The following is a 21,121-nucleotide window of genomic DNA, read 5'->3' on the forward strand; positions in this document are numbered from 1 at the left end:
TGGAGTCGCATTATAGGGATCCGATTCTGTAGCGCAAGCGTTTATTACAGAAAAATGAAAATAACTGCCTTTATGAACACTATTTGCACCAAGCGTTCATTAAACACACTTATCATGCCTATATTTGATTAGTTTTGACGTAGCAGCCTGTAGAAAGCTCGACTCACTAAACCGTGGTTCTTTACCTTTAGGCTGCCGACTATAGGGTAAAACAAGGAATTAACCATTAGTCTTAAATAGCAGTAAAGCGCTATTAGGCAGTTTTTATTCTACTAAGGATGACGTAAGCTGAAACTATAGCGAGCTAATCATAAGTGGAGTAAGTAATGAGCGTGAAGTCTTTTTCTGGTTTTAGCCCCATTTTAGGTAAAGAAGTATGGGTTGACCCAAGCGCGGTGCTGTACGGAGAAATCAAATTAGGTGACGACGTAAGCATTTGGCCCTTGGTCGCTGCACGTGGCGATGTAAACCACATACAGATCGGTGCTCGCTCTAATGTACAAGACAGCAGTGTGCTACATGTAACTCGCAAAACTGAAAATCCTCCGCATGGTTATCCCTTAATTATTGGTGAGGATGTCACCGTGGGTCATAAAGCGATGCTGCATGGTTGCACTATTGGTAACCGAGTATTGGTTGGCATGGGAGCAATCGTATTGGATGGCGTTATTGTAGAAGACGATGTAATGATTGGTGCGGGTAGTTTGGTACCACCCCATAAACGTTTGGAATCTGGATACTTATATATGGGTAGCCCAGTGAAAAAAGCTCGCCCATTAAATGACAAAGAAAAAGCCTTTTTAAGTGAATCAGCTGATAACTATGTCCGTTTAAAGCAGAAGTACTTAGAAGAACAACTTTAAACAATAATATTGCCATTTGATTCGAAATCTTCTTGCTGTAACTTTTGTTCTAGCAACTCTTCGATATCGAATTGAACACTATGGTAAGCCTCTAGCATTTTGTCGTCGTTAGTTAACGGTAAGCCGACTAAATGCTCGAGGGTACTCTTACGTACTGCACATTGTACTTTCGCCCCCATGACTTGAGCACTGAATTCGACCTGTTGGTTCACCGCTTGCCAGCGCTGGTCATCACTTATAATAATGCTTTGATTCATAATATAGCGGCTCCGCCTAGTAAGGCTTAGTTGTTGTTATTTATGCTAAGTCTTTTTAAAGTGTTGCTTCGGTATATGCAAACTGCAAGTGAAATATAGATGATAAATTGGCAATGGTTACGTTTTGAGGAGCTAAGTACTCAGCAGCTATACCAAATGATCGCCCTGCGTGAAGCCGTTTTTGTTGTGGAACAAGACTGCCCTTACCAAGATGTGGATGGACGTGACCCACAGGCCTTACATCTATTAGGCAGTGAAGATGGTCAATTGCTCGCTTACGCCAGAGTTTTTCCACCAGAGCCTCTTGATTCGAGTATTGGCAGAGTAGTGACGGCTAAAGCCGCTCGTGGCAGAGGACTCGGCCAACAATTAATGCGTCACGCTATAAACTATTGCCAACAACATTGGCCAGCCGCCACTATTCATATTTCTGCCCAGCGCTACCTAGAAGATTTCTATCAAAGCCTTGGTTTCGATATCTGCACTAAGCCCTATCTTGAAGACAATATTCCACACGTAGGCATGGAAATAAAAGCTAACGACTAAGGTTGCGGCGTAACTCGCGCAATACTTGACGAAAACCAGGGCGAATACCGCGCCATACCGTAAAGCTTTCGGCTGCCTGCCCCACTAACATTCCTAAGCCATCAACAACTTTAGCAGCGCCTTGTTCAATGGCCCAAGCATTGAAAGCGGTAAGTTCTGCCGAATAAGTCATGTCGTAACAACGGGTATGTTTGGTAATCACCTCGGCCTTAAGCGGAGGAAGCTCACCTTTTAATCCCGCTGAGGTTGAGTTGATAACAATATCAAACTCGCCAGCGACGGCTTCAAAAGAGCTCGCATTAATATTGCCAAAGTCACTAAAACGTACTGCTAAGGCTTCTGCTTTACTTACGGTACGATTGGCAATGAGAACTTCGCTGGGTTGCTGCTCTAATAGTGGGCGTAATACACCTCGCGCCGCACCACCAGCACCTAACAGCAAAATACGTAAACCTTTAAGCTCTCCAAAATTAGCAATTAGATCTGCCACAAGACCCGCACCGTCGGTATTGTCGCCCAATATCACACCATCGTCGGTGAGTTTTAAGGTATTCACGGCACCAGCCAATAAAGCCCGCTCGGTATGTTGCTGCGCAGCTTGATAAGCTTGCTCTTTAAATGGCGCGGTAATGTTGCAACCTTTTCCTCCATCTTGCCAAAACGCAGTTAGCGCTTGAGCGAAGCCGTCTTCTGCAGGCTCAATGGCGGTGTAAGTTAACTGTTGCTGGGTTTGGCGGGCAAACAAGGTATGAATAAAAGGAGATTTTGATTGGCTAATTGGGTTGCCAAATACTGCGTATAAATCCATTAGGCGCACTACATAAACAAATAATAAGTCACCTTAACAAGGCTTTAAGCAAAAGCCAAAGCGCAATCTTGAAAATATAGCGCACCTATTGGCTTGGTCTTAATCGTCTTCGTCTAACTCAGGGGCATCAACATCATCCACCTCATTGTTATCATCATTTACTGGCGCGTCGTTGGCACCAGTCTTGGGTGGATTACTGACCAAACCATGAAATGCCTTGCGGCCAGTAAGCTTTTTATATTTTAGCCACACTTTTTGTTCAGCGGTTTCTGGCTCTGACACACCACGACATACTGATATAAAAATCGACTCAATATCGTCAATAGGTTCGCGAGTAGATTCATCGAGTTCTTTAAAGGCACTACCGCAGCGTTCTAATAACTCTGCTTCTTTAATGGTGAAGGCGCCGCTGCGAGAAAAGCCACGGCGAAAGTGTTTGTCATCGAAAAACCGACGTTTTGCTGAAAACGATCCATTCATAGCTCAAGACTCAACTAATAAGACATTTTTAAGGCTTAGTTTGATAACACCAAGCCTTAAAATATTTAATCCATAGTGGTCATTCTGGCAAGAAAATAAGTCGCTTTTTTTACAGTGTTCAAACTGACAGGTTTAGCCAGTCTTGCGGCATCAAATAACGTTGATAAAGTTGTGCTTCTTCACTGCCAGCTTCTGGCTGCCAATTGTATCGCCACTTAACTAAAGGCGGTAAAGACATAAGAATAGACTCAGTTCGCCCACCCGACTGCAAACCAAATAAGGTGCCCCGGTCGTAGACCAAGTTAAACTCGACATAACGACCACGGCGGTATAATTGAAAGTCACGCTGTTGCTCATTAAACGGCGTATCTTTTCGTCGTTCAACAATGGGCAAGTAGGCCTTCAAAAAGCCTTCTCCCACCGCTTGAGTAAAAGCAAAGCTTTGGGCAAAGCCGGTTTCGTTAAGATCATCAAAGAATAAGCCACCAACGCCACGGGTTTCGTTACGGTGTTTTAAGTAAAAGTAGCGATCGCACCACGCTTTATATTTTGGATATACCTCTTCACCAAAAGGCTGGCACAAGTCTGCAGCAGTTTGATGCCAAGAAATACAGTCCTCATCAAAACCATAATAAGGGGTTAAATCAAAGCCGCCACCAAACCACCATATAGGTGCTTCGCCCTCTTTCTCTGCCACAAAAAACCGCACATTAGCATGTGAGGTTGGCACCATTGGATTGTTAGGATGAATCACCAAAGACACCCCCATGGCTTCAAAATGACGGCCGGCTAGTTCTGGGCGTTGTGCGGTGGCCGATGCTGGCATTTGTTTGCCACAAACGTGGGAGAAGTTAACCCCGGCTTGTTCAAACACCTTGCCATTGGTAAGTACGCGGGTACGTCCTTCACCGGTTAAACCATTGTGCTCGGCTGGGTCACGCTGCCAATCGTCGTGGAAGAAACTAGCTTCGCCGTCTTGTTGCTCAAGTTGCTGACAAATAGTTTGTTGCAACTGCAAAAAAAACTGTCGCACTGCTTCAATGTTAACGTCTTGCATGCCGGATCCTTCACCTAGTAATTAAGGGTTAAGCGCGAATCACTTCGCCAGTAAAAATATCTTTGATTTGGCTGGTTTGCTTAGCCTTACCCAAAGGGCCGTCAACCACTAAGTCTACGCCCGTTAACAAGGCAGCTTGCTCAGCATTTGCAGCTGGTATTTCTCCGCTGTAATTAGCCGAGGTAGACACTAAAGGCTTGCCCCAACGCTGACAGATATCAGCCACCAGTGGGTGTGAGGTTAAACGCACCGCAACACTGCTGAACTGACCAGAAATCCACTTGGGTGTAGCGGCTGAAACGGGCACTAACCAAGTAGTGGGCCGAGTTTGCTTGCTCACCAATAACTGCTGCTGCTCGGCACTTAGGGCTGAATAATCAATATAGGGTAATAAGTGCGCAAGCTCTGAGGCTAACAAGATCAGTCCCTTTTCCACTGGACGGCGCTTTATCTGCAAAATTTTTGATACTGCTTGTTTGTTATCTGGGTCACAGCCCAAACCAAACACCGCTTCGGTTGGGTAGGCTATCACTGCGCCTTGCTGTAGAACAGTGACGACTTCACTGGTGTTTGTGGTGATGGGGCGTTGAGTAGGCTGGGTCATTATTTTTGCACTTTTACCAAACTGTGAATTAACAAAAACTGTAGTGCGGCACATACCACCACCGAAGGCCCTGCTGGCGTATCTTGATACCAAGACAAACATAAACCTAAGACCACCGAGATAGCACCAAATACGATGGCAAATACCGCCATTTGCTCCGGCGAACGACTTAAACGACGGGCAGTCGCTGCAGGGATTAATAACAAGGAGCTAATAATTAATGCGCCAACAATTTTCATGGCAATCGCCACTACCACTGCTAATAACAGCAGTAATAAAGCGCGCATTAAACCAACATTCACCCCTTCCACTTCGGCAATTTGCTCATTAACCGTAGCCGATAACAACTTATTCCATTGGCTAAGTAAAATAGCCAATACCACGGCACCACCGCCCCAAATCCATAATAAGTCTTGCTGAGTAACGGCCAGTAAATCACCGAACAAATAAGCCATTAAATCAATACGCACGTTGTCCATTAGGGCCACAACCACTAAACCTAACGACAGGGCAGAGTGCGCCATAATACCTAACAAAGTATCGCTAGCCAGCTGCTTATAGCGTTGCAGTGACAACAAAATCACCGCCAACATTACGCCACTAAATACCACGGCTATCACTGGGTTAATTTGCAGCCATAAACCTAAAGCAACACCCAGTAATGAAGCATGTGCCAAGGTATCGCCAAAATAGGCTAAACGGCGCCACACCATAAAAGAACCCAAAGGCCCAGCGAGTACCGCAATGCCTAAACCCGCCAGTAAGGCATTAATTAAAAAGTCATCCATGCTTAGTTATTCTCTTCAGAGCTGGGCTGCGGGTGATGATGTTCATGGTCGTGTTCATCACAAACATGATGGTGGGTATACACGGCCAATTGTTGCCGTTCATTTTGGGCAAACAAACGCGCAAACTCAGGGTGCTGAGCAACACTTTCTGGTTCACCATGACAACAAACATGATGGTTCAAACAAATAACGTGGTCGGTACCCGCCATCACTAGATGTAAATCGTGAGAGACCAACAATACGCCACAACCAATTTGCTGGGCAATATCAGCTATCAATTGATATAACTCTATTTGCCCAGAGATATCTACCCCTTGCACCGGTTCGTCTAACACCAACAATTGCGGTTCACCAAGCAGCGCTCGCGCCAGCAATACTCGCTGCATTTCACCGCCAGACAAACGCACCATTTGTCGGTCGAGCAAGCGACTAATGCTTAACTGACTAATTACTTTGGTTAAACCCGCTTTCGATGAATGACGAGCCAGCTTAAGAAAGCGCTCTACGGTTAGCGGGAAGGACTCATCAAGGCTAATTTTTTGCGGTACATAGCCAATGCGTAGCTTAGAGGCGCGCGCGATGTTACCCGAATCAGCCGAGATTAAACCCAAAATCACTTTTATGAGGGTACTTTTACCTGCGCCATTAGGGCCAATTAAGGTAGTTATTTGGCCGCGATTAAGTTCCAACGAAACATGGTCGAGTACCATGCGGTCGTCAAAGCTAACACAGATGTTGTTCAGTGAGAGTAAGGTGGTCAATCCCTGCATCCTATAGAAAAATTAGCGTGTATGCCCCCAGCGAGTTTAGCGTGGGGCGCGCTATTCTACACTAGATGTTACACTATCGTATTATTTTACCAAATCACCTCAAAAAGCCTTTATGCGTAAACTGTTTTTTATCGTTATGTTAATTGCTGCGCCAAGTTGGGCTGCCAACCCAAACATACTGGTAAGTATTAAACCCCTGCAACTAATTGTAACCAGCCTTACTGAAGGCGAATTAGCCGTTGATTACTTGGTAAGCCCTAACGTATCGCCACACGATTATGCTTTGCGCCCTTCTGATGTAAGAGCGATTCGTGAAGCCGATTTATTAATTTGGGTCGGTGATGAACTAGAACCCTTTTTAAGTAAACCTCTTAGTCAAACCGATACTTCTCAGTTGGCATTGCTTGATTTACCGGGTTTGGATCACATTGATGGTGACAAAGGCCACGAGCATCATGATCATGAGGGCCACCATCATGATGTTGACCCGCACATTTGGTTGGGCCCAAGCGAAGCCCGAGTGATAGCTGCCGCCATCACCGAAAAATTAATAAGTAAAATGCCGGAGACTAGCGAACACTTTCAGCAACAGTTAACGCGCTTTAATCAACACCTCGATAAGCTTGAGCAAAGCATTGGTCAGCAATTAGCGCCGGTTCAACAACAAGGGTATTTTGTTTTTCACGATGGCTATAGTTATTTTGAGCGCCAGTTTGCTTTAAATCGCTTAGGCGAATTCACCATCAATCCTCAGCGTCGCCCTGGCGCAAAAAGCCTGCTGAACATTCGCCAGCAACTGGAGCAAGGTAAAGCCAAGTGTATTTTTGCTGAACCCCAATTTGACGGCGCTTTGCTAGAAAGCATTAGCCAACACAGCGGGGCTAAAATTAGCATGCTCGATCCATTGGGTATAAGCGTGAACAATAATAAAGACGGTTACTTTGAATTACTGCAGCAGTTAGCCGATGCTTACTCAGATTGCTTAAGCCACTAATAAAAAACGGAGCCTAGGCTCCGTTTTTTAAATCACTCGAGAAAACTGTTGCCGCCGCGCCTGGCTGCGAAAATAAACATCGAAGCACATACAAATATTTCGGATCAGTAAGCGCCCTTTATTGGTCACTATAATCTCTTCATTGCTCATGCTCACTAAACCGTCTTCAACAAAAGGTTTGAGTAACACGAGGTCTTCAGCAAAGTAAGCCTGAAAATCCAAATTAAATTGTTGTTCAATATCGCTAAACGATAATTGAAAATTACAGATCAAGGTTTTAATCAGTTCGCGACGAATCAAATCATCTTGATTAAGTGCTATGCCTTTCCACTGTGCGTGACCCTGTTGGTCGATTTGTGCGTAGTAGGTTTTTAAGTCTTTTTGATTTTGGCTGTAAGCATCGCCCAACATAGAAATAGACGAAACACCTAAACCCAATAAGTCGGCTTCACCCTGAGTGGTATAACCTTGGAAGTTACGATGTAACTCGCCCTTATTCTGGGCAATCGCCAATTCGTCGTCTGGCTTGGCAAAGTGGTCCATACCAATAAACTGATAACCGTGAGTGGTTAAAAACTCAATGCTGTCACGTAGTATACCTAAGCGTTCATCACTGCTTGGCATTGCAGCTTCATCTATTTTTCGCTGAGCAGCAAAACGGCTCGGCAAATGGGCATAGTTAAATACCGATAAACGGTCTGGGTCTAGGTCAATCACCCGCGCTAAGGTTCGCTTAAAGCTATCACGGGTTTGGTGCGGTAAACCGTATATGAGATCGATATTTACCGAGTTAAAGCCCACTGCTTTAGCGCGCTCTACCAAGGCAAAAATAAAATCTTCATCTTGGTCTCGATTAACAGCTTGCTGTACTTGTTTATCAAAGTCTTGCACACCTAGGCTTAAACGGTTGAAGCCTAATTCGGCCAGCAAATCGATAGTAGAAAGCTCAATCTCACGCGGGTCAACTTCAATACTAATTTCTGCACCTTCAGCAAAACTAAACTGACTAAACAGCTGGCTAGTGAGTCGTTTTAGTTGTTCGGGCTCAAGGTAAGTTGGTGTGCCACCGCCCCAATGCATTTGGCTCACTTTGCGTTGCTTAAATCGTGGCGCTTGTAGGGCTATTTCTTGCTCTAAGTAATCAAGGTAAATATCAGCTTTGTGTTGATGACGGGTAATCACCTTATTACAGCCGCAGTAGTAGCAAAGCTTATGGCAAAAAGGAATGTGCACATACAGTGATAAATCTCGCTCAGGAAACTTTTCACTGGCCACGGTAAACTGGGCTTGGCCAAACTCTTCATTAAACTCTAAGGCCGTAGGATAAGAGGTGTAGCGTGGTCCCGAGTAGTTGTACTTCTCGATTAGTTGCTGATCCCAATCCACCGTTGATACTGACATCTGAGTTATCTCCTAGAGCGCGTTTACACTGAGCTGTGTCAGTGCTTCGGCTTCTTGCAATATAAGTTTCTCTAAGGCTTTTTCTTCAGCTTCTCGCTCAAGATCTTGGCGCATACGCTGCTGCAACGGCAGGGTATTGCGCGCCTCATGAGTAGGCAATTCTTTTACCGCATTGTATAACTGAAACACCGACGGAAAGCGTTGCGCCCAATCAATAAGCTCTGGCGTTTGCAGAGCAAGCAACAAATTGCTGACTCTTATCACACCTTCCGATAAGCCGCAGCGGTCTTCTTGCATGGCTTTAGCAATATAACGAATGTCGTTTACTAGGTTTTCATTACGCTTGGCCACCGCGTGTTGAATGACTTTTCGTTGCCCCAACAAACGCCCCACCAATAACGCCGCATATACTGCCAACGCTACAACAATTACTGTTGCTGCCACCAGCCACCAGACCATCTGTATTAATCCTTATACTGATCCAAAGAAGAGCTATTTAGCGAGCGCCATAGCTGCTCGTCATCGTCTAAAGCTTCGGCTTCTTCGGCGTCTTCCGATAGGCCTAACTCAGCCAGCAACTCAGCATGGCGAGCTAATTGTAAATCGACCCATTGCTGTTCTTTTTTGCTAATTTCACCGCCTTCTTCTAATACATCAATCAGGCTTTCGAGGCGCGTATCGGCTTCTAACAGAGCTAACTCTTTTTCTGGCGTCAATGGCTGCTTAGCAGGTGCTGGCTTAGCCACTTTTTTCGCAGCTACAGGTTTAGCAACACCCAGTACAACCGGTGTTTTGCTGCCGTGGCGTGGATCAGTTTTTTGCTTGGCAATGGTGTCTTGCTTAACTTGCTCAGCTTCTTGCTGACGATTGCCCGAGGTTTTACCCTTACCTTTAGTTACCGTTTCAGGAACAGCAACTCGTTTAGACTTAAAATCAGGGTCCTTGCGTACCCCGATTAACCCACCTTTACGATTCTTTTTTCTGGCCATGTTATTTACCTTAAACTCTATGGAATAGCGCCACACTGGGGCTCACTATCTCCAACTTCATCTGATAATGCTCGGCTAACCACGCAAATGTTTTATCACTATAAAACGCCACATGAGTAGGATCATTTTTATAATACCACTGCGGAAAAACCTTAATTCCACTATGGCGTTTAGTCATTACGGCTAATAAACCCGGCTGCTGAACCAGCGATATCAAACGCTGCCAAGCGTGCTCTGGAAAATTAAAGTGCTCTGCCACTTCGCTGCACGTCACAAACCGATAAGTCTGAGTTAATAGCTGCTCATCGGGATAATATATTGGATCATAGTTCAGTAACTGATGCCCTGCTTGCTCTAGCAACAGTGCCAAAGCTGGGCCCGGCCCACAACCAAAATCTAAGCCAATTGCTTGGTGCGTTAGTGCTGCCACAACTGGTTCACTAACTTGCCGTAAAAAACCTAAATACGCTTGGTCTTGCGGATCATTATTATGGCAATCGTAATGCGCTTTTTCAGCGTCTGCACTTAGCAGGTCATTTGGGTCTAGAAAGATCAAATCACAGCTTGGGCAATGCCAATATTGACTACATTTATTGCGATAAAAATCGCTTGGTGATGCGGCACAACAAAGTGGACATTTCACCAATCAGCACCTTGCCGTATTTTTTAGGGGCGCAAGTGTAACACTAAGCGCTAAGATGGCGAATAATAAATCAATAGAGCTGGGCAGCGAGCGCTGCCCAGTTAACGCTTAGTGTAAACCACCAAGGTATTGCGATAACAACTCAATATCTTTATCGCTTAGTTTTGCAGCTACGTCTCGCATCATGCCGTTCATGTCGTTGGCGCGCTCTCCACTACGGAACAATTCTAACTGGCTCTTAATGTAACCTGCGTATTGTGAAGATATTCGTGGGAAGCCCGCTAAGCTTTGACCAACACCACGAGGGCCATGACAAGCAGTACATGCAGCAATGCCACGCTCTAAATCGCCACCCATATATAACTTCTGGCCCGCTTCTACAAACTCTGGTGCGGTAGTGTTTGGACTCATTGATTGGCCTGAGTAATAAGCCGCCAAATCTTGCATATCTTGCTCAGATAATGGCATTGCCATGCCACCCATTACGGCGTTGTTACGCCCTTCTGTACCGCCGCTGGTTGCGCCGGCTTTAAATTCTTTTAGCTGTTTCACCAAGTAACCGGCGTGTTGGCCTTCTAATTTAGGATAACCAGCTGCTTCGCCTTGTTCGTTATGACAAGCTTTACAAGTTGCTGATTTTTGCTCTCCGGCCACAGCATCTCCCTTCGCCCAAACCGGACTGGCTACACCCGCCATTAACATTAAAACTAAGGTAAGTTTTTTCATGACATTCCATTTATTAGTATTATTCCAAACCACACACTGGTGCCCGTGATACACTTAGCGAGTCCAGTAACGGCATTATTTTACACAATTTTGCCAAAAACGTAATGTATTACCCTAATTTCCTTGTGGAGCTCAACATCGCCATGGCGCAATATCATTTTCAAAACACCCACTTTATTACCAGCGCCCCCGATATTCACGCCATGCCCGAAGACAGCGGGATTGAAATCGCCTTTGCTGGCCGCTCAAATGCTGGAAAATCGAGTGCATTAAATACCTTAACCCGCCAAAAAAGTTTAGCACGAACCAGTAAAACACCGGGGCGTACTCAATTAATTAACGTTTTTGAAATAATGGACGGTTTTCGCTTAATCGACTTACCGGGCTATGGTTTTGCTCAGGTACCAGAAGAAGTGAAGAAAAAGTGGCAAAAATCCTTGTCGGAGTATTTACAAGATCGCCAAAGCTTAAAAGGCATAGTGGTACTTATGGATATTCGCCATCCATTTAAAGATACCGATGCCGGATTGATTCAATGGGCGGTAGATTGTGATTTGCCTGTACTTGCCTTGCTAACCAAATCAGACAAGCTAAAACAAGGCGCGCGTAAAGCGGCTATTTTAAAAGGCCGAGAAACCGCCAAAGAGTTTGGTGGTAACGTTCGTGTAGAAGGTTTTTCCTCGTTAAAGAAACAAGGCCTAGATTTACTGCAAAATGCCCTTGTAACTTGGTTTGACCAACATGTAGAAGAACAAGCTCAAAGCGCTGAGTAAATGCCGCTAGGCTTGCTCAACCGCAGCAAGCCTTAAATCTCCCCCCCTCTTTATTCTCGCTCACTGTTCCCACAAAAACAAAATGCTACACATCGCTTGTCGTGGTTTAACCCGCTTTTTGTTTCATGAAGTTTCATAGCCAAACCCACTAGCTGTGCACTCGCTCATAGTTTTATGAGAAATTGTCGTCGATGGGAAAATTTTGCAATTAGGCTACCGAAGAACGTAAAGGTTATGAGAATGCAGATCGCTATACTGGCGCAAAACTTAACGAGGAAACACCATGAGCGTGAATGATGCAACCGAGACTAGGATTGAAGAACCTAGCGAGATCAGCGACGCAGAAGCGGTAACCACAGCCGACAAGGCACGTGCCGAACAGTTAAAACCCATTAGCGGCGCGCTAGTAACCCATATGTATACGGCAGACCCTTCTGCCCATGTATTTAACGACAAGCTATACATCTACCCATCTCACGATGTAGATAACGGCCAGCCACTGAATGACAACGGTGATCACTTTGACATGCGTGACTACCACGTATTCTCTCTCGACCGTCCATTTGGCGTAGTGAGTGATCACGGTAATGCGCTAGATGTAAAAGATGTACCTTGGGCTGAAAAGCAAATGTGGGCACCCGATGCCGCCGAGAAAGATGGCAAGTACTACCTATACTTTCCAGCCCGTAACTACGATGGCATTTTCCAAATTGGGGTTGCTGTAGGCGACTGTCCAGAGGGGCCATTTGTTCCGCAAGCAAACGCTATTGAAGGCAGCTTTAGTATCGACCCTGCGGTATTTAAAGACGACGATGGTAGCCACTACATGTACTTTGGTGGTCTATGGGGTGGTCAATTACAAAACTGGCGTAACGGTGAGTTTGGTGAAGAGCAATTCCCAGCCGATAACGAAATCGCCTTAAAGCCTTTCGTTGCTAAAATGACCGACGACATGCTGGAGTTTTCTGAAACACCAAAAGAGATCGACATTGTTGATGAAAATGGCGACTTGCTGTTAGCCGGTGACAATGAACGTCGTTATTTTGAAGGCCCATGGCTGCATAAGCACAACGGACGCTACTACTTGTCTTACTCAACGGGTGATACTCACAAAATAGCTTACGCGAGCAGTGACTCTCCTTACGGGCCATTCCGCTATGAAGGCGTTATTCTTGAGCCAGTATTGGGTTGGACAACTCACCACTCTATCGTTAAATACCAAAGTAAATGGTATCTGTTCTACCACGACAGCACGCTATCTGCCGGACAAACCCATTTACGCAGTATTAAGATGGCGGAGTTAAATATTGACGACGCTGGCAAAATTGAAGTGATTAAGCCTTATTACGACTAGTAATACGCAGCTGAAAAAAACGCCGCACTCGTGGCGTTTTTTTATGTCTCCAAAACACCGCTTTTTCATGTCATTGGCTACAGCAGTTTATGCTGTAAAAGACAGGCAAAAAAAAGCCCCATCGTTTGATGAGGCATGTAAGAAAAGAATTCTTAAAAACTGAAAGCACTATTCCAATTGCACTAATTATGACCCGCTGAAAATGGATTAGTTCACAATACTTTCTAAAAAGTTGTATTTTTTGTTTCACCATGTAGCCATAAGCTGTGACTAAAGCAGTGTTTCTTGTAATAAATAAGGATGAATAGCGGAGAATTACGAGCTTATATTCCCAAATATCGTAATTAAACAACCAAATAAAAGAAAAAAAGAAACAATCGGCGGCGAGTAGGTTTGACTGAAACAGGGACACAATAAATTAAGGGCCCTAACCCCGCACGGTGACTGGAATTTAGATAAAAAAACGCCCCGACAGATGACTGTCGAGGCGGCAAAATAGCCTTTTTCAACTACGTGAAATAAAGGTCTGAAAGATAGAACATCTTACCTCTGTACCCTACAAGAGTTACTCTAGAGCATCATCGATGAAAAATAAAGCACTTTTTGTAAGGAAATTTCACTTTAGAGGTATATATGAGTTTTAAAATTACGCGAAAAGGTTTTCAAAATTACCAAGTAAATCTGAAATAAAAAAGGCACAAAAAAAGGAGGCCAAAGCCTCCTTTATTGATATAGGTTTATCGCCTAGTGGGCTTCATCCCAGTTCTCACCCACTCCAGATTCAGCCACCAAAGGTAAATCGAGCGTAACAGCCTGTTCCATTAATTGCGTTAATTTTGGAACAATTCGCTCTAGCTCTGATTCGAGTACTTCAAACACTAATTCATCGTGAACCTGCATCAGCATTTTGCAATGCTCTACTGGTTGAGTACTTAACCAATCGGCTACTGCGATCATCGCCTTTTTAATTATATCGGCGGCGGTACCTTGCATTGGCGCATTGACAGCTGCACGCTCAGCCGCTTTTTTACGCATTCCGTTACGCGAGTTAATCTCGGGTAGGTATAAACGACGACCAAAAAATGTTTCTACATATCCATGCTCTTGGCAGAAATCACGAGTACTATCCATGTAATCATGCACTGCTGGATAACGCTCAAAATAGCGATTCATGTAGTTTTGCGCATCAGCACGGGCAATGCCTAACTGCTTAGCTAAACCAAACGCGCTCATGCCATAAATTAAGCCAAAGTTAATCGCTTTTGCGCTACGGCGTTCGTCAGCACTCACCGCTTCTAGCTCCTTGCCAAATACTTCGGCGGCGGTGGCTTTATGCACATCTTCGCCAGCCGCAAACGCTTTTAACAAACCAGGATCTTGTGAAAGGTGGGCCATAATCCGTAACTCAATTTGTGAGTAATCGATCGCTACCAACTTATAGCCATCAGCGGGGATAAAGGCCTGACGCACTTTACGCCCTTCTTCATGGCGAATAGGGATATTTTGCAAGTTAGGATCGGTAGACGAGAAACGACCAGTAGCGGTAACGGCCTGATGATAAGAGGTATGTACACGGCCTGTACTAGGCTCTACCATTTTTGGTAGCTTGTCAGTATAAGTCGACTTAAGTTTAGACAGGCTGCGGTACTCTAAAATCACTTTAGGCAAGGCGTAATCTAAGGCTAACTCTTGCAATACTTCTTCGGCCGTTGAGGGTGCACCTTTTGGTGTTTTCTTAACAATTGGCAGTTCCATTTTCTCAAACAAAATGGTTTGCAATTGCTTAGGAGAGCCTAGGTTAAAAGGTTCACCCGCTAGCTCATGCGCCTGCTTCTCTAAACCGTCGATACGCTCGCCTAGCGACAAGCTATGCGCTGCCAATCGTTGGCTGTCGATACGCACTCCCTGACGCTCAGTCTTAGACAATACACTCACTAAAGGCAGTTCTACTTCTTCGAACAGACTTTTAAGTTTTGGCTCTTGCTCCAATTTTGCCCATAAGGTTTGGTGCAGACGCAGAGTGACATCGGCGTCTTCTGCGGCATAAGGTGCAGCCACTTCTAGCTCAATTTGATTGAAGGTAAGTTGTTTAGCGCCTTTACCTGCAATATCTTCAAACTTGATGGTTTTATGTTGCAAGTATTGTAGAGATAAGGAGTCCATATCATGACGAGTAATCGTGCTATTAAGCACGTATGACTCCAACATGGTGTCGTACTTAATGCCTTGTAAATCGATGTTATAACGTGCCAGTACACTCGCGTCGTACTTTAGATTTTGCCCTACTTTCGCTTTATTGGGATCTTCCAATAAAGGTTTCAGTTTTTCCAATACCCAATCGCGCTCTAGCTGCTCTGGCGCATTTAAGTAGTCATGAGCCACCGGTAAATAAGCGGCTTTGCCTGCTTCTACTGCAAACGACAAACCGACTAACTCGGCTTGCATGTAATTAAGCGAGGTAGTTTCGGTATCAATGGCAATCAAGTCTGCGCTATTTAGCTGCTTAAACCATTGCTCAAACTGCTGCTCAGTTAAAATGGTTTCGTATTCACCGGTTATTGCAGGCGCTGGCGTGGCATCTTCAGCCTGTGCATCAGCAACGTCACTTGTTACCGAACCCTTGCTTAATGCTTCACTCAGCCAACGTTTAAACTCTAACTCACCAAATAGTTTTACTAGGGCATCTTTATCTTCTGGCGTACGCTGCATGTCGTCCATGCTAAAGCCCACGTCCACATCACACTTAATGGTGGCTAAGAGATAAGATAAACGCGCATCTTCGCCGTGCTCGCGCAATTTCTTTGGCATGGTTTTAGAGCCACGGAAACCCAGCGGAGCAACGGCATCTGGGTCAGCTAATAGTTGTTCTACGCCGCCAATGCCTTGCAACATCGCCAGTGCAGTTTTTTCGCCAACTCCTGGTAAACCGGGAATATTATCGACCTTGTCGCCCATTAGGGCTAAATAATCAATAATTAGCTCAGGCGGTACGCCAAATTTCTCTATCACGCCTTCTCGATCCATTACCGTATCCGTCATGGTATTGATCAAAGTGATGTTGTCATCCACTAGCTGCGCCATGTCTTTATCACCGGTGCTAATCACTACGGCTTTGTTTTCGGCTGAAGCTTGTTTAGCCAAGGTGCCAATCACGTCATCGGCTTCTACGCCCGGCGTAGCAACCATTGGTAAACCCATCGCTTTAATGACCGCATGCAACGGCTCAATTTGGCTACGCAAATCATCAGGCATTGAGGGGCGATTTGCTTTGTACTCTTTATAGATGTCATCTCGGAAGGTTTTACCTTTGGCATCAAACACCACCACAATATGCTCAGGCTGAAACTGCTTAAGCAAACTGCGCAGCATATTAATAACACCGTAAACAGCGCCGGTGGCTTCGCCTTTTGAGTTGGTTAAATGAGGGGGAGCATAAAATGCGCGGTACAAGTAAGAAGAGCCATCAACTAATACCAAAGGCTGATCGGGGAGGGTTGCCATAACCGAGATCCAAAGTTCAGATTTTCATTGCGCTCGATGATGCCACAGCCACCCTAAATGCACCAGAGCTAAGCGTTGTAGCCTCGGATAAATTGTGGATAACTCTGTTGACAAACAGCAAGCATTCTCTCGCGAAAAAATCACAAGCTTAATGGAGAAATCGTAAAATCATTTATTTCAGTTACTTACGGAGATTGAAAGGCAAAAAATTGGAGCGGTGAACACTTTCCTTATTGTGGAAAACATCATTCCATGACATTGCTTTTCTTGCCTATACCGGTGAATTAATAATCAACTCAGCTCAAGCAGGTGGATTAATATAGAAGATTCCTCTGAGCGAAACCTTGTAATGGATCACATTTTAACCAGCCTGAAAATTTAATTTTGTTTATCCAAAACTGGCATGTTTTAACACAGCCAGTAAGGGCGTACAGCTGGCTTGAAAGTGCTCACTATTCGCGCATTCAAACCAAGCACTTTCGGTTAGGGCATCAAAACGCCACCACCACAATTGCTGCTCTAGGTAAAAGCCCAGTACCAACCAATCGGCCCCTTGTTCGGCAAACGAAATAGGCCAAGCTTGTTGTTCAATAAAGTCTTGCGCTTGAGCCAAAAACTGCTGTTCTTCAAATAAGTGATTAAGTTTAATCACTCCATGCTCTTCAAGCACTTCAAATAAGGTCGTTAACTGCTGCATGAGATCTCCAAACACTTCCCCCAATCTGGCGGCGGTGCCGCAAAACGCTGTGCGCCGTGCTGCTGGGTAAAAGGTTGAGACATAGCCTGATGCAGGGCGTGTAACTCTGCATAATCGCCTTGTTCTGCTTTTTCTATTACTTGTTGAGCCAAATAATTACGCAATACATATTCTGGTACGTGCTGTTTAATAGCCGCAATACGGTGTTGCTGACTGCGTTCATTTTGCTGACAACGCTCTGAATAACGGCCTAACCATGTGTGCCACGCTACCGAAAATGTCTCGGGTAGCTGTGCTAAAGGTGCAGCCAAAGCCCGCATACTTTGATGATAGTCAGCTTTCTGTTCGGCCAATAAGCTAAGCCATTGGCCCAACAACGCTTCGTCTTCATCTTGCCATTGCGTCAACCCTAGTTTGCTTAACATCAAGCCCTGATAGTGCTGGTTAATTGTTTGCTGATAGCGCATCCATAAAGGTTCAGCTTGGTTGCTAGGTACATAGTCTGACAAGGCTTGGGCTAAACGCTGTATATTCCATAAACCTACACCAGGCTGCTGGTTAAAGGCATAACGGCCATAGTGATCGCTGTGATTACAAATGTGGCTGGGATTATAATCATCTAAAAAGCCATAAGGACCATAATCAATGGTGAGCCCGAGTATCGACATATTGTCGGTATTCATCACTCCATGACAAAAGCCTTCGGCTTGCCATTTGGCAATCATTAACGCAGTGCTATCGACTACCTGCTGCAACATTGCCAACACAGGATTTTGGTGTGTTAGGCAATCACTAAAATAGTGCTCTAAACAAAAATCGATTAAACGCTTTAAGGGCTGAGTTTGTTGCTGATAATAAAGGTATTCAAAATGGCCAAAACGAATATGACTAGGCGCCATGCGCACTAACATCGCTTCTTTCTCAAAACGCTCTCGTTGAACTAAACCACTGCCCACCGACAAACTCAATGCGCGAGTTGTCGCAATGCCTAGTGCAGCCATCGCTTCGCTGGCCAAAAATTCTCTAATGGTGGAACGCAATACAGCTTTTCCGTCGCCTTGGCGAGAAAAAGGAGTGAGCCCAGAGCCCTTTAACTGCAGTTCCCAGTAGTCGCCTTGCGCTGTTTTAAGCTCGCCGAGTAGCAACGCTCGGCCATCGCCTAATTGCGGAGAATAGCCGCCAAACTGATGACCAGCATACACCGTAGATACCGGCTGCATGCCTTCAATTAATAGCTTGCCAGCAGTTAAACCTAAGGCTTCGGGACCAGCCATAAAGGTTTTGTCAAAGCCAAGCAATGCTGCGGCATCTTGGCTAACAATAGCCAACTCAGGATCTTGCAAAGGCGTGGGCTGCTGCTGATGGCAGAGCTCAGGCAATGCGGTGGAAAAACGATTCACAAACTCCATATGTGATCCTCTTTTTGGCAACTAACTCGCCATTAACTGGCTTGGTATTGGTCTATTAAACCCATGAATTGATAACCGTAACGCTCTAGTTTTTTCAAACCCACGCCACTTATGGCTAACATTTCATGCTGAGTTTGCGGCAATTGCTGGGCCATTTCAATTAATGTGGCGTCGTTAAACACCACAAAAGGCGGCACCGATTCATCGTCGGCGAGTCGCTTTCTTAAATTACGTAGCAAGGCAAACAAACGCTTATCATATACCCCATAGCTGGCAGTCTTTTTACTTTGCTTGGTGGTGTTTAAGCGCGGTACGGCTAACGACAGAGCTTGGTCACCTTTAAGGAAGGGCCGTGCAGCTTCGGTTAATTGTAGTACCGAGCTACGCGCAATATTCTGCTGCAGCAAACCTAAATGAATCAACTGCCTTAACACACTCATCCAGTGCTCGTGGCTAGCACTTTTACCAATACCGTGGGTAGAGAGTTTGTCATGACCCTGTTCCAAAATACGCTGGCTCATACTGCCACGCAATACTTCGATAACATAACCAATACCAAAGCGCTGACCTAAACGGTAAACACAAGACAGGGCTTTTTGCGCATCTTGCAGACCGTCATATTGTTTGGGGGGATCTAAACATACGTCGCAGTTACCGCAGGGTTTAGCCAAATACTCACCAAAGTAGTTGAGCAATACTTGGCGGCGGCAGGTTTGCGCTTCGGCAAATGCCACAATCGCGTTAAATTTATGGCTTTCAACGCGGCGCTGTTGTTCGTTTTCGTTCTCTTCAATAATTCTGCGCACCCAGTTAGCGTCGGCAGGATCATAAAGAAATACCGCTTCTGCTTCGGTGCCATCACGACCAGCACGACCGGTTTCCTGGTAGTAGGCTTCGATATTGCGCGGAATATCATAGTGAAATACATAGCGCACATTAGGTTTATCAATACCCATACCAAAAGCGACAGTGGCCACCACTACTTCAATTTCATCTCGCTGAAACTGCTCTTGCACTAATTGGCGTTGCGCAATAGGCAAGCCAGCATGGTAGGCGGCGCTGCGTAAACCTTCAGCACTTAACTTCAACGCCAGTTCTTCAACCCGTTTACGGCTACTGCAATACACAATGCCACTATCTTCGCGGCGTCGTTTTACGTACTCACTAAGCTGCTGCCATGGGCGATACTTTTCTTGCAAGGTATAACGAATGTTTGGTCGATCAAAGCTTGAAATATGGGTAAAGGCTTCACCTAAGTTAAGCCGCTGCAAGATATCTAAACGCGTGGTGTCGTCGGCGGTTGCGGTTAAAGCCACCAAAGGAACATTAGGGAAGTTTTGTTTCAAGCAGCCTAATGCATTGTATTCAGGCCGAAAATCATGGCCCCACTGAGAGATACAATGTGCTTCATCAATGGCAAACATCGCCAAAGGTAGCTCTTGCAGGCGCTGCAAGAAATCCCCATTAATTAAACGCTCCGGTGAAATATAGAGTAGTTTTAGCTCACCTTGTTGCAAGCTTTTATAAACTTGAAACTGCTGGTCACGCTCTAAGCTAGAGTTAAGGTAAGCCGCATTAACGCCATTGTGTTGCAAGCTGTCTACTTGGTCTTTCATCAATGAGATAAGCGGTGAAATAACGACGGTTAAACCCGGTTTAACCAAAGCCGGAATTTGAAAACACAGAGATTTACCACCACCTGTAGGCATAATCGCTAGGCAGTCTTGGTCTTCCAGCAAACGCTGGATAATGGCCGTTTGCCCGGTTCTAAATTCGGAAAAACCAAAGACATCTTGTAGAACTTGCTGGGCGCGTTGCATTACAGGTAAAACATCCAAAAACCGGGTTGTGACTTAATCGGTCGGCCATTGTAATCAAGCGCTGCGGTCTTGTCTTGGTTTGCCTTTATTCTTTTCTCACTATACAGTATTTAAACAAGCGTTTAATTTTGTAAGGAAGCAAGATGACCAGCTCACGACAGCAAAAGTGGCGACAAGCCATCGCCGATACTTTCATTAATCAAATGCCGTTTAATCAGTTACTTGGCATTGAGCTTGTTGAATACAGTGCGTCTGGTGTAAAGCTAAAATTGCCTATGGACCCTAAGTTAGTAGGCAATCCCATTCATGGCATCTTGCACGGTGGGGTTACTGCAACTATTTTGGATGTAGCAGGTGGAATGACGGCTGCAGCGGCTGCGATCAACCGCTTAGAAGATTTATCTAGCAAAGAATTATCCGCTCGAATCAGCAAAACCGGCACCATCGATTTACGCATTGACTACTTGCGCCCCGGTATTGGTGAGGTATTTTATGCCTCTGCAGAAGTAATACGTTCCGGTAACAAAGTCACGGTGACTCGTATGGAACTACATAATCAAGAGGGTACTCACATTGCCTTTGGTACCGGCACTTACTTGGTTGGCTAGCCACGCTTAGTTGCCATTTAAACTGTAATTTCT

At 45.2% G+C, this 21,121-nt stretch carries 22 protein-coding genes; 6 read left to right on the forward strand and 16 right to left on the reverse strand.

The window, feature by feature from the left end; translation table 11 throughout:
- Nucleotides 1–326: 326 nt before the first annotated feature.
- Complete coding sequence (locus ACLD71_RS04455) at nt 327–863, forward strand: gamma carbonic anhydrase family protein (RefSeq protein WP_411993215.1); 537 nt, start codon at nt 327–329, stop codon at nt 861–863.
- Here ACLD71_RS04455 and ACLD71_RS04460 read toward each other — a convergent pair.
- Entirely contained in the window at nt 860–1,120 is a 261-nt protein-coding gene (locus ACLD71_RS04460) for a DUF1488 domain-containing protein (protein ID WP_137674496.1), read from the reverse strand. The genes ACLD71_RS04455 and ACLD71_RS04460 overlap by 4 nt on opposite strands.
- Nucleotides 1,121–1,222: 102 nt before the next feature.
- Here ACLD71_RS04460 and ACLD71_RS04465 point away from each other — a divergent pair, with 102 nt between their 5' ends.
- The gene (locus ACLD71_RS04465) at nt 1,223–1,666 is read left to right on the forward strand and encodes a GNAT family N-acetyltransferase (protein WP_373681413.1); all 444 of its coding nucleotides are present in this window, start codon (nt 1,223–1,225) and stop codon (nt 1,664–1,666) included.
- Here the strand turns inward: ACLD71_RS04465 and aroE are convergent.
- The 6 genes from aroE to znuC form a co-directional block, all read right to left on the reverse strand.
- Nucleotides 1,656–2,474: a shikimate dehydrogenase gene (aroE, locus tag ACLD71_RS04470; RefSeq protein WP_411993217.1), complete on the reverse strand. Its 819-nt coding sequence runs from the start codon at nt 2,472–2,474 to the stop codon at nt 1,656–1,658. The genes ACLD71_RS04465 and aroE overlap by 11 nt on opposite strands.
- A 99-nt stretch (nt 2,475–2,573) precedes the next feature.
- Nucleotides 2,574–2,954, reverse strand: coding sequence for a DUF413 domain-containing protein (maoP, locus tag ACLD71_RS04475; RefSeq protein WP_411993219.1), 381 nt, complete (start codon nt 2,952–2,954; stop codon nt 2,574–2,576).
- Between the two features lie 118 nt (nt 2,955–3,072).
- Nucleotides 3,073–4,011: an oxygen-dependent coproporphyrinogen oxidase gene (hemF, locus tag ACLD71_RS04480; protein ID WP_303513599.1), complete on the reverse strand. Its 939-nt coding sequence runs from the start codon at nt 4,009–4,011 to the stop codon at nt 3,073–3,075.
- Nucleotides 4,012–4,039: 28 nt separating this feature from the next.
- Nucleotides 4,040–4,615, reverse strand: coding sequence for a Sua5/YciO/YrdC/YwlC family protein (locus tag ACLD71_RS04485; RefSeq protein ID WP_411993221.1), 576 nt, complete (start codon nt 4,613–4,615; stop codon nt 4,040–4,042).
- Nucleotides 4,615–5,403, reverse strand: a complete 789-nt coding sequence (gene znuB, locus ACLD71_RS04490) for a zinc ABC transporter permease subunit ZnuB (RefSeq protein WP_137674490.1) — start codon at nt 5,401–5,403, stop codon at nt 4,615–4,617. Before znuB ends, ACLD71_RS04485 begins: the two co-directional genes overlap by 1 nt.
- 2 nt (nt 5,404–5,405) lie before the next feature.
- Nucleotides 5,406–6,164 (reverse strand): zinc ABC transporter ATP-binding protein ZnuC, encoded by a 759-nt coding sequence (gene znuC / locus ACLD71_RS04495; RefSeq protein ID WP_137674489.1) that lies wholly within the window; start codon nt 6,162–6,164, stop codon nt 5,406–5,408.
- Nucleotides 6,165–6,285: 121 nt separating this feature from the next.
- On the opposite strand from znuC, the gene znuA reads away from it, so the two are divergent.
- A complete protein-coding gene (gene znuA, locus ACLD71_RS04500) occupies nt 6,286–7,167 on the forward strand; it encodes a zinc ABC transporter substrate-binding protein ZnuA (RefSeq protein WP_411993223.1) in 882 nt (293 codons plus the stop codon).
- A 27-nt stretch (nt 7,168–7,194) separates the two neighbouring features.
- Here the strand turns inward: znuA and hemN are convergent, their stop codons facing one another.
- From hemN to ACLD71_RS04525, 5 genes are all read right to left on the reverse strand, one after another.
- Nucleotides 7,195–8,568 carry an oxygen-independent coproporphyrinogen III oxidase gene (gene hemN, locus ACLD71_RS04505; RefSeq protein ID WP_411993225.1) on the reverse strand — a complete coding sequence of 458 codons (1,374 nt, stop codon included), beginning with the start codon at nt 8,566–8,568 and terminating at the stop codon, nt 7,195–7,197.
- A 12-nt stretch (nt 8,569–8,580) separates the two neighbouring features.
- Nucleotides 8,581–9,027 carry a DUF2489 domain-containing protein gene (locus tag ACLD71_RS04510; protein ID WP_137674486.1) on the reverse strand — a complete coding sequence of 149 codons (447 nt, stop codon included), beginning with the start codon at nt 9,025–9,027 and terminating at the stop codon, nt 8,581–8,583.
- A 5-nt stretch (nt 9,028–9,032) separates the two neighbouring features.
- Nucleotides 9,033–9,557 (reverse strand): Der GTPase-activating protein YihI, encoded by a 525-nt coding sequence (gene yihI / locus ACLD71_RS04515; protein WP_137674485.1) that lies wholly within the window; start codon nt 9,555–9,557, stop codon nt 9,033–9,035.
- Between the two features lie 10 nt (nt 9,558–9,567).
- Entirely contained in the window at nt 9,568–10,200 is a 633-nt protein-coding gene (locus ACLD71_RS04520; protein ID WP_411993227.1) for a methyltransferase domain-containing protein, read from the reverse strand.
- A gap of 108 nt (nt 10,201–10,308) precedes the next feature.
- A complete protein-coding gene (locus ACLD71_RS04525) occupies nt 10,309–10,926 on the reverse strand; it encodes a c-type cytochrome (RefSeq protein ID WP_411993229.1) in 618 nt (205 codons plus the stop codon).
- 137 nt (nt 10,927–11,063) lie between these two features.
- Between ACLD71_RS04525 and yihA the strand changes: the two genes are divergently transcribed.
- Nucleotides 11,064–11,699: a ribosome biogenesis GTP-binding protein YihA/YsxC gene (gene yihA / locus ACLD71_RS04530; RefSeq protein ID WP_373681412.1), complete on the forward strand. Its 636-nt coding sequence runs from the start codon at nt 11,064–11,066 to the stop codon at nt 11,697–11,699.
- A 283-nt stretch (nt 11,700–11,982) separates the two neighbouring features.
- Entirely contained in the window at nt 11,983–13,053 is a 1,071-nt protein-coding gene (locus ACLD71_RS04535) for a glycoside hydrolase family 43 protein (RefSeq protein WP_411993231.1), read from the forward strand.
- Nucleotides 13,054–13,797: 744 nt separating this feature from the next.
- On the opposite strand, the gene polA is transcribed toward ACLD71_RS04535, so the two are convergent.
- The 4 genes from polA to recQ form a co-directional block, all read right to left on the reverse strand.
- A complete protein-coding gene (gene polA / locus ACLD71_RS04540; protein WP_411993232.1) occupies nt 13,798–16,554 on the reverse strand; it encodes a DNA polymerase I in 2,757 nt (918 codons plus the stop codon).
- Between the two features lie 388 nt (nt 16,555–16,942).
- Nucleotides 16,943–17,251, reverse strand: a complete 309-nt coding sequence (locus ACLD71_RS04545) for a hypothetical protein (RefSeq protein WP_411993234.1) — start codon at nt 17,249–17,251, stop codon at nt 16,943–16,945.
- On the reverse strand, nt 17,239–18,660 hold the full coding sequence (locus ACLD71_RS04550) for a protein adenylyltransferase SelO (protein ID WP_411993236.1): 1,422 nt from the start codon (nt 18,658–18,660) through the stop codon (nt 17,239–17,241). The genes ACLD71_RS04545 and ACLD71_RS04550 overlap by 13 nt, the downstream gene beginning before the upstream one ends.
- Nucleotides 18,661–18,692: 32 nt before the next feature.
- Entirely contained in the window at nt 18,693–20,480 is a 1,788-nt protein-coding gene (recQ, locus tag ACLD71_RS04555; RefSeq protein ID WP_411993238.1) for a DNA helicase RecQ, read from the reverse strand.
- A 143-nt stretch (nt 20,481–20,623) separates the two neighbouring features.
- Between recQ and ACLD71_RS04560 the strand changes: the two genes are divergently transcribed.
- Nucleotides 20,624–21,088, forward strand: coding sequence for a thioesterase family protein (locus ACLD71_RS04560; RefSeq protein WP_411993240.1), 465 nt, complete (start codon nt 20,624–20,626; stop codon nt 21,086–21,088).
- The last annotated feature ends 33 nt before the right edge of the window (nt 21,089–21,121 follow it).

The organism is Agarivorans sp. DSG3-1, assembly GCF_046774965.1.
Taxonomy (GTDB): Bacteria; Pseudomonadota; Gammaproteobacteria; order Enterobacterales; family Celerinatantimonadaceae; genus Agarivorans.